This window comes from Pseudomonas sp. NPDC090208, from assembly GCF_044746785.1.
Lineage (GTDB): Bacteria > Pseudomonadota > Gammaproteobacteria > Pseudomonadales > Pseudomonadaceae > Aquipseudomonas.
In genome coordinates, this window is record NZ_JBIVCU010000002.1 from 19,779 (window position 1) to 32,657 (window position 12,879).

Below are 12,879 nucleotides of genomic sequence, written 5' to 3' on the forward strand. Positions count from 1 at the left end.
TGGTCGTTTCGTTTTTGCACAGCACATCGGATGAAGCGGATCAGCGTTTTTTCTTGCGCCAGACATCGATCAGCACCGCGAGCACGATGATCAGACCCTTGGCCACTTGCTGGTAATACGAAGACACGCCGAGCAGGTTCAGGCCGTTGTTGATCACCCCGATCAGCAGCGCGCCGAACAGCGTGCCGACGATGCTGCCGGTACCGCCGGAGAGGCTGGTGCCACCGATGACCACGGCGGCAATGGCATCCAGTTCGTAGGACATGCCCGCCTGGGGCAGGGCGGAGGTGGTGCGCGCCGACAGCACCACGCCGGCGAGGCCCGCCAGCAGGCCGGACACCACGTAGACCGAGAACATCACCTTGCGCACGCCGATGCCGGAGGTGCGCGCGCTCTTTTCGTTGCCGCCGACGGCGTACACGTAGCGGCCGTAGGTGGTGTAACGCAGGACCATCCAGAAGATCAGCGCGACCACGGCGAAGATCACGATCGGGATGCCGATGGGGCCGAACTTGCCGATGCCCATCGCCAGGTAGGCGTCGGGCAGGTCGGTCACCGGGCTGCCGTCGTTGAGGATGAAGGTCATGCCGCGGGCGATGCTGAGCATGCCCAGGGTCGCCACGAACGGCGGGATCGACAGGTTGGCGACCATGAAACCGTTGACCACGCCGAGCATGGCGCCGGCGAACATGCCGGCGCTGACCGAGGCCAGCAGGCCATGGCCCTGGGTGGCGACCAGCGCGCTGCACAGACCGGCGAAGGCCAGGATCGAACCCACCGACAGGTCGATGCCCTTGGTCAGGATCACGTAGGTCATGCCCACGGCGAGAATGCCGTTGATCGAGGTCTGGCGCAGGATGTCCATCCAGTTGCGCCAGGTCATGAAGTATTCGCTGGCGAAGGCCATGACGATGCACAGCAGGATGAACACCAGCGGCAGGCCGAAGCGGTCCAGGGTCAGACGCAGGCGGCGTTGCGGTGCGGTGGAAGTGAGCGGGGCGGACAGGGTCTTGGTGTTCATGAGGCGAGACTCAACAGGGCTTCCTGGGAAAGGGCGGTGTCGCTGCTGACGGTGACCAGACGGCCACCCTTGAACACCGCGATGCGATCACTCAGATGCAGCAGTTCCGGGGCTTCGGACGACACCACGATGGCGGCGCCACCCGCGCGCACGAACTCGTCGAGCAGGTGATAGATCTCCTGCTTGGCGCCTTCGTCGATGCCCCGGGTCGGTTCGTCGCAGAGCAGGCACACCGGCTGCGTTGACAGGCATTTGGCGAGCACCACTTTCTGCTGGTTGCCGCCGCTCATGGAGGCCACCGGCAGGTCCAGCGAGGCGGTCTTGATGTGCAGGCGCTTGACCATGTGCTGGGCCAGTTCGTTTTCCTTGCGCGCGTTGATCAGCGACCAGCTCGACAGGTGCTTGTAGGCCGACAGGGCGATGTTGGCCATCACGCTGCCGTTGAGCACCAGGCCGCTTTCCTTGCGGTCTTCGGTGACCAGCGACATGCCGGCGGCGATGGTCGAGGCCGGTACGCCCACCGGCAGCGGCTTGCCCTTGAGGGTCACGCTGCCGGAATCGGGCAGGGTCAGGCCGTAGATGCAGTTGAGGAACTCGCTGCGCCCCGAGCCCATCAGGCCGTAGATGCCGAGGATTTCACCAGGCCGCACTTGCAGGCTGATGTCATGGAATTCGCCGTCGCGGCTGAGGCGCTCGATGTCCAGACAGGTTTCGCTCTGGCACTGACGACCGACCTTGTGATCGATGTTTTGCAGTTCCTGGCCGACGATGCCGCGCACCAGATGCGCGCGGTCGATGTCGGCCATGCGCCCGCTTTCGACAAAGGCGCCATCGCGGAAAATCGTGTAGTCGTCGGCGATCTGCGCCAGTTCGCTGAGGCGGTGGGATACATAGATGATCCCGGCGCCACGGGCGGTCAGGCGGCGGATGGCCTTGAACAGCGTCTCGGCTTCGCGTTCGCCGATGGCCGAGGTCGGCTCGTCCATGATCATCACCTGGCAGTCATGGCTGAAGGCCTTGGCGATTTCCACCAGTTGAATCTGCGCCACGCTCAGACGGTGCATCGGGCTCTCGGCGTCGACGTCGAACTCCAGCTCGGCGAGCAGTTCGCGGGTGCGCCGGTTGAGTTCCTTGTAATCGACGATGCAGCCCATGTGGCGCGGCTCACGGCCCAGCCAGATGTTTTCGGCGACGGTCATGAACGGAATCGGCTCCAGCTCCTGGGTGATCATCGCGATGCCGGCGGCCAGCGCATCGCTGGGGCGCTGGAAATGCACCGGCTGGCCGTTGAGGGAAATGCTGCCGGCGTCGCGCTGGGTGATGCCCATGAGGATGCCGAGAAAGGTCGATTTGCCGGCGCCGTTGCCGCCGCACAAGGCGTGGACGCTGCCGGCGCGCAGTGAAAGTCGGCCATCGCGCAATGCCGGGATGCCGGCATAGGCCTTGGCGACCTGTTCAGCCTGGAGCAGTAATGGCGTAGCCATTTGAAGTCCTCGTGCTGTGGTTCTTATTAGAAATTCGCAGCGGTCGGTGACGGATTGGGCTGCAAAGTGAGCATATGTTTAGCAAATGAAATTCTGATCAGTCAAATCGTTTATCGATGAAATGTTCTGGAGAGGCGTTTTTGAGCCTTTCTTTGGGGTGTTGACTGGTCTTTACGGTTGGTAAGGCAATATCTGGCTTGACAGGCGGGTGTCGTTCGCTGCGAAATGAATGAGCATATTTTCACGCAGTGATCATTTGATCGATGCTGCGTTTCTTTCGGCAACGGAGTGAAAACGCCATGAACACACCTTTTTCGGTGGCCATCGGATGTGACGAAGCGGGGCTGGAGCTCAAGGAATTGCTCAAGCGGCATATCCAGGCGCTGGGCCATCCGGTCGAAGACTTCGGCACCCACACGCTGGAGCCGGTGCTCTATCCGGACATCGCGCTGGCGGTGGCCACGGCCATCAGTGACGGCCACCACAAGCTCGGCGTGCTGGTCTGCGGCACCGGCATCGGCATGGCGATCTCGGCCAACAAGGTGCCGGGTATCCGCGCCGCTCAGGCCCACGACACCTATTCGGCGGAGCGGGCGCGCAAGAGCAACAACGCGCAGATCCTGTCCATCGGCGCGCGGGTGATCGGACCTGAATTGGCCCGGAGCGTGGTCAATGCGTTTTTGCAGTCGGAATTCGAAGCGGGCCGCTCAGGGCCGAAGGTCGAACGCATCAGCGCCATCGAGCGCGACCGTCATTGATGAGGGGCCGTGAAGCGGCGTGGCTGGACGCCAGCGGTCGGCTATAGCGAGAATGGGCCTTTGAAGTTGAAACGGAAGCCAGTTGCCATGAGTGACAGCACTCAAGCCGGGGTCAGCGACATCGATCTGATGACCGACGTCGCCATGCTCTATTACCTCGAGAACGTCACGCAGGAGGCGATCGCCAAGCGTTTCGATCTGTCACGGGCCAAGGTCAGCCGCCTGCTCAAGCGCGCCCGCGACGAAGGCATCGTCGAGGTGCGGGTGCTGCAGCATCCGACCATGAACAACGAACTGGAGCAGGCGCTGGTCAGCCGCTTCAAGCTGGATCGCGCGTTGATCGCGGTCGATCACAGTGACCCGGACACCCAGCGCTCGGCGGTCGCCAGCCTGGTCGCCAACTACCTGAACAAGACCCTGAGCGACGGCATGATCGTCGCGGTGGGCATGGGCCGCAACGTCGGCGCGGTGGCCGACAACGTGTTTCTGCCGGTCAGCCGCAACTGCACGTTCGTCTGCGCCATCGGCGGTTCACTCAAGGCCGGCGAATACATGAACCCCGACCACATCTGCCGCCGTCTGGCCCTGCGTTTCGGTGCTGAAAGCGAAACGCTGTACGCGCCGGCGTTGGTAGCCAATCCGGAATTGCGCAGCGTGCTGATCAGCAACGACACCGTGCGCGCGACCCTCGACCGCGCGCGGCGGGCCGACATCGCCCTGATCGGCATCGGTGACATGAGCGAGAACAGCAACATGGTGCGCATGGGCTGGTTCTCGCCACAGGAAATCGCCCAGGCGCGGCTGTCCGGCACGGTGGGCGACATGATGGGTTATGACTTCATCGACATTCACGGCAACCCGGCGATCACCGCCATGCAGGGGCGCATCATCGGCCTGAATGTGCAAGAGCTGGCACGGATTCCCGATGTGGTGGCGATTGCCAGTGAAAACACCAAGGCGGCGGCGACGCTGGGGGCCTTGCGCTCCGGGGTGATCAATACGCTGGCGACCACGGTGACCAATGCCCACACCATCCTTGCGCTGGATGACGCCACGCGGAAGGTGTGAAGGTGAGGGGACGCTTTTTGTAGGAGTGAGCTTGCTCGCGATAGCGTCTGGTCAGGCGCTGCAATGTTGCCCATGCCACCGCCATCGCGAGCAAGCTCACTCCTACGGCCTTCGGCCAGAATCAAAAGCCAGCATGCATACACTGCGATGCCTGTGGGAGGGCTCCCTCCCGCAGATTTGGTTCCGGTATTTATTGCCGGGCTGCGTCGCCTGGCCTGTAGCCATCTGCCTGGCCAGGTACGCCGATGGTGCCAATGGTGCCGTCGGTCATCGCCGCCAACACTTTGATCGCACTGTGGCCCTGTTCGATGGCGATGCCGAATTGCACGCTCTCGATCAGGCGGGCAAGGCGTTTGGGTGAATTGCGTTGTTCGGCGCTGATCAGCCGTTTGGCAACCACGCCGGAGTCATTGGACAGCGTCAGCATGATCGTGCCGTCCAGGTCCTGGATACTCAGATTGACCCGGTAGTCTGGGTGAAAGGCATCAGTGATCTGTTGAAAAGGATTATCCATGGCCTGTTACCTGATAATAAAAATCTGCATAAGTTGACTGGTATGAGTCCCTTTGGTTCTCGGCGCCTGATCGACAGCCTGATCAGCGGTTTTTGTAAGAGTGCACCTGGGTTGAAGATTCATCTGCCCGTCGAGCCATGAAGGGCGGGGCTTGCAGCGGGGTGAAGGCTCGATGCAGGGGTACTTGCAGGGTTTGGGCCATTCATGACGAACGGTGCTTTTAAATGCACCATTAATCCTTTCAGCAATAAAGCTGTGATCGGGTTTGCCGTTTTTTATTAATCCTTTAGTGCTAGCAAATTGCCGCTTTAGTTGCAGACGAGCACCATAAGTGCGCCGGGTGCCTGCTTTATGTGCGCGTTATTGCCGTGAAAGCTTGATCTGTGGGAGCAAATTCATTCGCGAGACGGCTGATCAGGCGATGCAGGTGTGTCGCCTGATTTGGCCTCTCGCGAATGAATTCGCTCCCACGGTGAGTATTGTCATCGCCCCGCTGTTGGTGAACTTCACCCACAAAAAAGGGCGGGCCTGTCTCCACAGGCCCGCCCTTCATTTATATAGGGGGAAAATATTCAGCGGTGTTTCACATGACCGGTTCAGCCGTGCTGCCGGGCCTGATCGTTTTCCAGAAATTCTTCCTGTAACAGGGCGTCGGAGCTTTCCGCATCCCGACTGCGTGCGCTGCTGATGGCGTACACGCCACCGCGTTTGCTGCGCAACTTGCCGAACAGGTGGTCCAGCGCGTGATCGAGTTTCACGGCAGCGCCGTCCACGGCCTGATCCAGCGAATCAGCCTTGTGGGTCACGGAAATCGGTTGGTGTCCTTTCGGCCGCGCCTCCATCTGGCAACGGATATCGTGTGGGCCTGGTTTGTCGCCGTTCTCGTCGCGGATATGGACTTCGACGCGGGTGAGATCTTCTTCGTAGCGGTCGAGCGTGCTTTCAACGGTGGTTCGTACCCACTCCTCCAGTCGGATGCTGCTTTCGATGTGGTTATCGCTGTTGACCTGGATTTGCATAGTTCTTCCCTTACTTTGGCTTGCTCGGGAGAGTCTCGACGAGGATGGATTTTCGTCTGCCCTCGTACACAGTGTTGGCGCCGAACGAAAAACAATTCAACCCCCATGCGAAAGAAATATTTCATTGCGGAAATAATTTTGCAGCGGCACAAAAATTCCGGTATCGCGCGAAGTTTTCCTGTCGTGGGAGGTATGTCGAGATCTGTCGAACAACACAAATCCTGTGGGAGGGAGCCCTGCTCGCGAAGGGGCCGGATCAGCCAACTGCGATGTTGACTGGCCCACCGCTTTCGCGAGCAGGGCTCCCTCCCACAGGTTATCCGTCGGGCTGGCAAGCCGGGTTACCCGCCCGAGAAGGGGGAGATTGGGCGTCAGAACGCCACAGAAGTCTGCAGGTACACCGTGCGCGGTTCGCCCACGTATTTGCCCTTGTTGTTGTCGTCGAACGAGCGGGTGAAGTACTCGTGGTTGAGCAGGTTTTTCACCCCGACCGCGACGTTCAGGTCGGACATCTGCGGGCCGAAATCGTAGGCGGCGCGGGTGCTGAACAGCATGTAGCCAGGGATGCGCCCGGTGCTGCCATCGGCGCTTTCAGTCGAGGTATTGGCGTTGTCGGCGAACTGGCTGCTCTGGTAGGAACTGTCCAGATTCAGCTTCCACGGCCCCTCGGTGTAAGCCACGCCCAAGGTGCCTTTGTGTTTCGACGAGAACGGCACACGATTGCCCTTGTTCGGTCCATCTTCGCGGATGGTCGCGTCCACATAGGCGTAGGTGGCGTAGACATCGAAACCGGCCAGCACCGGGCTCAAGCCATCCAGCGCGTAGTTGATGCTGGTCTCGATGCCCTGATGCCGCGTCTGGCCGCGGGCGATCACCGTGTCGTTGGTCTGGTTGCTTTCATACTGGTTGTCGAAATTGATCAAAAATGCGCCGATCTCCGCGCGCAGGTGGCCATCGTCATAACGCGTGCCGAGCTCCCAGGTGCGCGCCTTTTCCGGTTTCACTTCGCCGCCGGCCACGCGATTGGGCATCTGGCTGTACTGCACCGAACCGAACGAACCTTCGGTGTTGGCGTACAGATTCCAGCTGTCGGTGAGGTGATAGAGCACGTTCAGCGCGGGCAGGGCAGTGTTGTAATCGCCCTGGTATTTGACATGGGTCAGGTTGTTGGTTTGCGCCGAGTCGATCATCTCGTAGCGGATGCCCGGGGTGAACGTCCACTTGCCGATGTCGATGCGGTCGTCGATGTAGAACGCGTGGGCTTCGGTCGAGCCACGGGTGTCGCGGTCGTTGCGGCTGTCGGTGGTCGGCAGCAGGTTCAGCGCGGTGTTTTCGCGGTAGCGCAGCTCGTGGCCGGCTTCGTTGATGTAGCGATAGCCGACGCCGACTTCGTGCCAGCTTTCACCCAGCGCGAAGCCTTGGGCGAAGCGGGTTTCCAGGCCGCGCACCCAGTATTCCCGTGGCGACAGCGAGACGAAACTGCCCTGATCCAGATAACCGCTGCGCAGGGTCTTGGTGAAGAAGCTGTTGACGGTGAATTCGCGGGCGTCTTCCTCGTAGTGGTAGCCGACGTTGAACATCGTGCGACGGCCCCAGAATTTGTCTTTCAACCGGGTCGATTGATACGGGTCGGCATCGTAATCGGCCACGTTCAGGCCGCCGGGCATGTCCGCTTCGCCCTCGTAGTACTGCGCTTCAGCGTTGAGGCTGTTGGCTTCGTCGATCTGGAATTTGCCTTTGAGGATCAGGTCGTCGATCTGCGTTTCGCTGTGCTCGCGCCAGTCGCCGCCGCGCACGCCGGAATACAGGATCGCGCCGCCCAGACCGTTGTCGGCAGTGCCGCCAGCCAGCAGGTTGCCAGTGGTCTTGAAGCCGTCATGGCTGGACGATGGGCTGGTTTCGGTCTGGATGCCGCCCTTGAGCGTCGGCGTGTCGGGGATGGCGCGGGTGACGAAGTTGACCACACCGCCGACGTTCTGCGGGCCGTAACGCACCGCGCCGCCGCCACGCACCACGTCCACTGCGTCCATGTTGCCCATGCTCACCGGGGCGAACGACAACTGTGGCTGACCGTAGGGCGCGAACGGCACCGGGATGCCGTCCATCAGCACCGTCGAGCGTGCGGCCAGACGCGGATTGAGGCCACGAATGCCGAAGTTCAGCGCCATGTCGTGGCTGCCGGTGCCGTTGTTTTCCGGCGCGTTGACGCCCGGAATGCGGTTGAGCACTTCCCGCGCCGAGGTGGCGCCGACCCGTTCAAACTCCTCGCGGCGGATCACGTCGCGCGCGCCTGGGTGCTCGAAGACATTGCTCTGCTGCGCCTCGCCCAGCCAGTCGCCGACCACGGTCGAAGCGCCCAGCTCGATAGGGCCGCTGCCTTGCGTGTTCGTCACCGGTTGCAGGGTAAAGCCGCCCTGTTCGTCGCTTTGCGCCTGCAGGCCGGTACCCTCCAGCAACGCCGCCAGCGCCTGTTCGACGGTGTAGTCGCCTTGCAGCCCACGGGTCTTCAGACCATTGGTGACGTGCGAGCCGTAGGAAATCAGCACGCCGGCTTCACGGCCAAACTGGTTCAGCGCGGTTTCCAGCTCGTTCGGTGCGATATGCCAGGTTTTCGCTGCAGCATCATCGGCCCAGGCCAGCGAACCGGCGCTGAGCGACAGCCCGGCACCGAACAGGACATGGCGCAGGGTGCGGGGCAGCAGGCGCGGCAACGGCGAAAAAGAAGTCGGTCGGGATGACATGCAGGAGTCCTTTGGCGAAGCGAATGAAAGGGGCTTTTCCTGTCTGTCACGCGAGGCGATGAAAACAGCTCAGCGGGTTTGAAAAAAATCTGCGGGATTTATGATCGACACGATTTTGTGTCTTGCCCGCGACCGAATGTTAGGAGCTGGCTTGCCCTGCGACCGGCGACGCAGTCGTCGTAAAACCATGCGCATTGGCAGTGTCAGGAATAACGCATGCGCAGGTTTTACGACGGGTTCCCCGCCGGTCGCAGGGCAAGCCAACCCCTACAGGTTTGATCGCGGTGGGTGCTTAGACCCGCCGTTCAACACTCACCCAATACCGCGTAAACCGCTGCACCTTCACCGGCAGCGCCACTTCCAGCATGTCGAGAATCCGTTCGCTGTCGTTCAGCGGGTAGCTGCCGGAAATCAGCAGGTCGGCGACATTCGGGTCGCAGTTCAGGCGGCCACGGCGGTAGCGACTCAGTTCGGCGAGGAAGTCGCCCAGACGCATGTGTGCCGCCACCAGCATGCCGTCGGCCCAGGCGCCGCTGCCGGCGTCCAGCGGGCGCACGCTGTCCCACTGACTGCGGTTGAACGCCACTTGCTGCGCCGCCTTGACCAGCAGATGCGGCCCGCCGTGCTCCAGCGGATTGAGTTCGACGCTGCCGCTGAACACCGCCAGTTGCGAGCGTCCGGCCAGTTGCCGCAGGTTGAAACGGGCGCCGCTGCCAAGGGCTCGCAGCCGACCTTCGGCGGTGAGCAATTGCAGCGGCCGCGGGTCGCTGGCGACGGTCATGAGGATCTCGCCCTCCAGCAAGCGGATCAGCCGCAGGTGGTTGTCGAAACGCACGTCCAGCGCGGTGCCGGTGTTTAGCTGCAACTGGCTGCCATCGGCGAGCGCGACCTTGCGTCGTTCGCCGACGCTGCTGCGGTAATCGGCCAGCAGCGGCGGCAGGTCCAGTTGATCGCGCAGGCTCCAGGCCGCAGCTGAGCCCAGCCCGAGCAGCAACATCAGCTTCAGCGCCTGACGCCGGCTATTGGAGACCGGCGCGTTGAGCGTGGCGTGGGCCAGCGGCGACGACAAACCATGCAGGCGCTGATTGACCCGCTGAATGTGCGCCCAGGCGCGCTGATGGTCGCTGTGGCTGTTGAGCCAGAGCTGCCAGGCTTGCTGACGACCGCCGTCGAGCTGGCCGCTCTGCATCTCGATCAGCCAGTTGACTGCCTGCTCGGCGACCTGCGGCGAAATCTCCGGGCGGTTCATCGAGTCCTGAGCCAGACCGGCCTGCGCCTTGCTCACAGGGCGAAGTAGCAGCGCATGGCTGCCTTGGTCAGGTGGCGTTTGACCGTGGCCACGGAAATGCTCAGCCGCGCGGCAATTTCGTTGTGGGTCAGGCCGTCGACCTGAGCCAGCAGGAACGCGCGCTTGACCAGCACCGGCAGGCCGTCGAGCAACTGATCCAGCTCCACCAGGGTTTCCAGAATGATTGCCCGCTCCTCCTCGGACGGCACCACGGCTTCCGGCAGTTCCGCCAGCGCCTGGGCATAAGCCCGTTCCAGTTCCTGACGGCGGTAGTGGTTGCACAACACGCGGCGGGCGATGGTGGTGAGGAACGCGCGCGGCTCGATCAGTTGCGGCGTTTCCCGCGCCAGCAGCACCTTTATGAAGGTGTCCTGGGCCAGGTCGGCGGCGTTGTGCGGACAGCCCAGACGCCGCCGCAGCCAGCCGGTGAGCCAGTTGTGGTGGTCGTGATACAGACCTTCGACGGTGGAGTTCAGGGCAGAAGACGCGCTGGACATGGGCTGCTGCAATCCGCAAGGGGCCAGTGATGGCGGCGGATTCTGTCAGAGTATTTTGCGTATGAGAATATTTATCATTAATATTGCACCCCTTCGCGGCGCCCCGATCCGACGGGCTGTCACGCACCTTTCAGGAACCTTTCAAGCATGTCGACTGGCACCGCCGGCCGCTGCCGTTTCGTCGGCACAGGCCTCTGATGGAGACGGCCACAATGACCACCGTCCCGCCCGCAAAGCGCGTGAAGAAAACGCGCGAAGTACCCCTGCGCTGGCGTCTGGCCGTGGCCTCACGGGTGCTGGCGGCGCTGCTTGGCGGTTATCTGCTCAGCTCGCTGGCCAGCGTGTGTATGGCGCAGTTTCTGCCGCTGGCCCGTGCCGAAGCCGTGGTGCTGGGCATGACCCTGTCGTTTCTCGTCTATCTGCCCGCCGTGCTCTGGTGCTTCGCCTGCCGCACGGCGTGGCGGGCGTGGCTCGGCGTATTGCTGCCCAGCGCCGTGTTGGGCGCGCTGTACGCAGCAGGCAGGTGGCTGACATGAAAGAGGGCTTCCGTCAGGCGATGGCCTGGTTGCACACCTGGGCCGGGCTGACGTTCGGCTGGCTGCTGTTCGCGATTTTTCTGACCGGCACGCTTTCCTACTTCAAGGATGAGATCAGCCAGTGGGCGCAGCCGGAAATCGTCGCCCGCGACGTACCTGCGGCCGCCAGCATGGAGCTTGCCCAACAATGGCTGCAGGCCAACGCGGTCGATGCCAAGCGCTGGTTCATCAGCCTGCCGGACCAGCGCTCGCCCGCCTTGGGGGTGAGCTGGGTGCCGCAGAAAGGCCGCTTCGAAAAACGCGACCTCGACCCTCAGACGGGGCAACCGATCGAAGCCCGGCAAAGCCTGGGCGGCGAGTTCTTCTACCGCTTCCACTTTCAGTTGCAGATGCCGTTTCCATGGGGGCGCTGGCTGGCGACTGCGGCGGCCATGGTGATGTTCGTCGCGCTGATCAGCGGCATCATCACCCACAAGAAAATCTTCAAGGACTTCTTCACCTTCCGCCCGCGCAAGGGCCAGCGCACCTGGCTCGACGGCCATAACGCGGTGGGCGTGCTGGTGCTGCCGTTCCACCTGATGATCACCTACAGCAGCCTGGTGATTTTCATGAGCATGGTCATGCCGGCGAGCATCGTCAGTACCTACGGCAAGGACACTCAGGCGTTCTTCAACGACCTGTTCCCGACCTTCAAGGCAGTGCCGGCTGCTGGCACGCCTGCGCCACTGGCCCCGCTGCGGCCGATGCTGGACGTGGTCGGGCAACACTGGCCGCAAGGTGCCGGACTGATCACGGTGAACAATCCCGGCGACGCCAGCGCCACCGTGTCGATTTCGCGCAATCGCAACGACCACATTGCCCACGAGCCGGCCACCGCGCTGGTCTTCGACGGCGTCAGCGGGCAGTTAAAAAGCGAGAGCCGCACCGATTCGGCTTCCTTGCTGCTCGCCGGCGGCATGTACGGCCTGCACATGGGCCATTTCGCCGGGCCGTGGTTGCGCTGGCTGTACTTCCTTTGTGGCGTTGCCGGCACGGCTATGATCGGCACCGGGTTGGTGATCTGGCTCGGCAAGCGCCAGCTCAAGCATGCCAAGGACGGCGTGATGCCGTTCGAGCTGCGGCTGGTGGAAACCCTTAACATCGCCAGCATGGCCGGACTGATGTTGGCGGTGATCAGCTTCTTCTGGGCCAATCGTCTGCTGCCGGTGAGCCTGGCCGGGCGCGATGACTGGGAAGTGCAGACCTTCTTCTGGGTCTGGGCGGTTGCCTTGCTGCATGCGGCCGTGCGGGTGTTTGCCGGCAAGGGCCGCAGCGCGTGGCGTGAACAGTTGGCGCTGGCGGCCGTGTTGTACTGCGCGCTGCCGTTGCTGGATATCGTCATGGCCGGTGACACGCTGTGGGCCTCGTTGCAGCAGGGGCACTGGACACTGATCGGGGTGGACCTGACGGCGTTGTTTAGCGGAGTTTTCCTCGCTTGGGGTGCGCTGAAGTTTCGTGGTGACAGGGCTGGCGCCTTCGCGGGCAAGCCCGCTCCCACGGCTAGACGACAGACTCAACCCTGTGGGAGCGGGCTTGCCCGCGAAAGCGTCAGCACAGACGGCGCTGCCGTGCAGGAGCCTCGCTGATGCTGCTGGCGACCTTGCTCTGTTACGTCGGTTTCACCGCGTTGTGCCTGTCCATGGGGCGGCACCCTGTCGCTGCATTGGCCGGACGCGAGCGCCTGCTGCGCTGGCTGGGCTGGAGCGCATTGCCGCTGTCGTTGTGGGTGGCGCTGGCCACTGCTGCGGATGTCGGCATGGCGCTGATCGAATGGTTTGCCGCGCTGATGGGCAGCGCGGTGTTGCTGGTGTTCACGATGTCGTATCGGCCAGGGCTGGCCTTGTCGCTGGCGGGACTCGGGGCGCTGCTGTGCCCGCTTGCCGCTTTCTTCCTGCTGCTGGCCTGAGTCCTTTG

Annotated in this window: 12 protein-coding genes; 5 read left to right on the forward strand and 7 right to left on the reverse strand. The window is 62.6% G+C overall.

Going from position 1 to position 12,879, the window contains the following annotated elements:
- Positions 1 to 40: 40 nt before the first annotated feature.
- A complete protein-coding gene (locus ACIPL0_RS03145; protein ID WP_400593824.1) occupies positions 41 to 1,021 on the reverse strand; it encodes an ABC transporter permease in 981 nt (326 codons plus the stop codon).
- Complete coding sequence (locus ACIPL0_RS03150; RefSeq protein WP_400731291.1) at positions 1,018 to 2,505, reverse strand: sugar ABC transporter ATP-binding protein; 1,488 nt, start codon at positions 2,503 to 2,505, stop codon at positions 1,018 to 1,020. The genes ACIPL0_RS03145 and ACIPL0_RS03150 overlap by 4 nt, the downstream gene beginning before the upstream one ends.
- 299 nt (positions 2,506 to 2,804) lie before the next feature.
- Between ACIPL0_RS03150 and rpiB the strand changes: the two genes are divergently transcribed.
- A complete protein-coding gene (gene rpiB / locus ACIPL0_RS03155; RefSeq protein ID WP_400593818.1) occupies positions 2,805 to 3,263 on the forward strand; it encodes a ribose 5-phosphate isomerase B in 459 nt (152 codons plus the stop codon).
- Between the two features lie 87 nt (positions 3,264 to 3,350).
- Positions 3,351 to 4,331, forward strand: coding sequence for a sugar-binding transcriptional regulator (locus ACIPL0_RS03160; protein WP_400593815.1), 981 nt, complete (start codon positions 3,351 to 3,353; stop codon positions 4,329 to 4,331).
- Between the two features lie 190 nt (positions 4,332 to 4,521).
- Here ACIPL0_RS03160 and ACIPL0_RS03165 read toward each other — a convergent pair whose 3' ends face one another.
- From ACIPL0_RS03165 to ACIPL0_RS03185, 5 genes are all read right to left on the reverse strand, one after another.
- The gene (locus tag ACIPL0_RS03165; protein ID WP_400593812.1) at positions 4,522 to 4,845 is read right to left on the reverse strand and encodes a DUF3509 domain-containing protein; all 324 of its coding nucleotides are present in this window, start codon (positions 4,843 to 4,845) and stop codon (positions 4,522 to 4,524) included.
- A gap of 596 nt (positions 4,846 to 5,441) precedes the next feature.
- Complete coding sequence (locus tag ACIPL0_RS03170) at positions 5,442 to 5,864, reverse strand: HPF/RaiA family ribosome-associated protein (RefSeq protein WP_400593809.1); 423 nt, start codon at positions 5,862 to 5,864, stop codon at positions 5,442 to 5,444.
- Positions 5,865 to 6,235: 371 nt separating this feature from the next.
- Positions 6,236 to 8,605 (reverse strand): TonB-dependent Fe(3+) dicitrate receptor FecA, encoded by a 2,370-nt coding sequence (gene fecA, locus ACIPL0_RS03175; RefSeq protein ID WP_400593806.1) that lies wholly within the window; start codon positions 8,603 to 8,605, stop codon positions 6,236 to 6,238.
- A gap of 292 nt (positions 8,606 to 8,897) precedes the next feature.
- A complete protein-coding gene (locus ACIPL0_RS03180) occupies positions 8,898 to 9,854 on the reverse strand; it encodes a FecR domain-containing protein (RefSeq protein ID WP_400593974.1) in 957 nt (318 codons plus the stop codon).
- A gap of 32 nt (positions 9,855 to 9,886) precedes the next feature.
- Positions 9,887 to 10,390: a sigma-70 family RNA polymerase sigma factor gene (locus ACIPL0_RS03185; RefSeq protein WP_400593803.1), complete on the reverse strand. Its 504-nt coding sequence runs from the start codon at positions 10,388 to 10,390 to the stop codon at positions 9,887 to 9,889.
- 197 nt (positions 10,391 to 10,587) lie between these two features.
- On the opposite strand from ACIPL0_RS03185, the gene ACIPL0_RS03190 reads away from it, so the two are divergent.
- Genes ACIPL0_RS03190 through ACIPL0_RS03200 form a run of 3 tightly spaced genes read left to right on the forward strand, consistent with a single transcriptional unit; the run spans position 10,588 to position 12,871 of the window.
- The gene (locus ACIPL0_RS03190; protein ID WP_400593800.1) at positions 10,588 to 10,926 is read left to right on the forward strand and encodes a DUF3649 domain-containing protein; all 339 of its coding nucleotides are present in this window, start codon (positions 10,588 to 10,590) and stop codon (positions 10,924 to 10,926) included.
- Positions 10,923 to 12,551 carry a PepSY-associated TM helix domain-containing protein gene (locus ACIPL0_RS03195; protein WP_400593797.1) on the forward strand — a complete coding sequence of 543 codons (1,629 nt, stop codon included), beginning with the start codon at positions 10,923 to 10,925 and terminating at the stop codon, positions 12,549 to 12,551. Before ACIPL0_RS03190 ends, ACIPL0_RS03195 begins: the two co-directional genes overlap by 4 nt.
- Positions 12,551 to 12,871: a DUF3325 domain-containing protein gene (locus ACIPL0_RS03200; protein ID WP_400593794.1), complete on the forward strand. Its 321-nt coding sequence runs from the start codon at positions 12,551 to 12,553 to the stop codon at positions 12,869 to 12,871. The genes ACIPL0_RS03195 and ACIPL0_RS03200 overlap by 1 nt, the downstream gene beginning before the upstream one ends.
- Positions 12,872 to 12,879: the final 8 nt, after the last annotated feature.

Excerpts from the sequence above, each read along its gene's own strand:
- ACIPL0_RS03170 (WP_400593809.1), bottom strand. The coding sequence starts at position 5,864 with ATGCAAATCCAGGTCAACAGCGATAACCACATCGAAAGCAGCATCCGA.
- ACIPL0_RS03160 (WP_400593815.1), top strand. The coding sequence starts at position 3,351 with ATGAGTGACAGCACTCAAGCCGGGGTCAGCGACATCGATCTGATGACC.
- ACIPL0_RS03185 (WP_400593803.1), bottom strand. The coding sequence starts at position 10,390 with ATGTCCAGCGCGTCTTCTGCCCTGAACTCCACCGTCGAAGGTCTGTAT.
- ACIPL0_RS03180 (WP_400593974.1), bottom strand. The coding sequence starts at position 9,854 with ATGAACCGCCCGGAGATTTCGCCGCAGGTCGCCGAGCAGGCAGTCAAC.
- rpiB (WP_400593818.1), top strand. The coding sequence starts at position 2,805 with ATGAACACACCTTTTTCGGTGGCCATCGGATGTGACGAAGCGGGGCTG.
- fecA (WP_400593806.1), bottom strand. The coding sequence starts at position 8,605 with ATGTCATCCCGACCGACTTCTTTTTCGCCGTTGCCGCGCCTGCTGCCC.
- ACIPL0_RS03200 (WP_400593794.1), top strand. The coding sequence starts at position 12,551 with ATGCTGCTGGCGACCTTGCTCTGTTACGTCGGTTTCACCGCGTTGTGC.
- ACIPL0_RS03190 (WP_400593800.1), top strand. The coding sequence starts at position 10,588 with ATGGAGACGGCCACAATGACCACCGTCCCGCCCGCAAAGCGCGTGAAG.
- ACIPL0_RS03195 (WP_400593797.1), top strand. The coding sequence starts at position 10,923 with ATGAAAGAGGGCTTCCGTCAGGCGATGGCCTGGTTGCACACCTGGGCC.
- ACIPL0_RS03165 (WP_400593812.1), bottom strand. The coding sequence starts at position 4,845 with ATGGATAATCCTTTTCAACAGATCACTGATGCCTTTCACCCAGACTAC.
- ACIPL0_RS03145 (WP_400593824.1), bottom strand. The coding sequence starts at position 1,021 with ATGAACACCAAGACCCTGTCCGCCCCGCTCACTTCCACCGCACCGCAA.
- ACIPL0_RS03150 (WP_400731291.1), bottom strand. The coding sequence starts at position 2,505 with ATGGCTACGCCATTACTGCTCCAGGCTGAACAGGTCGCCAAGGCCTAT.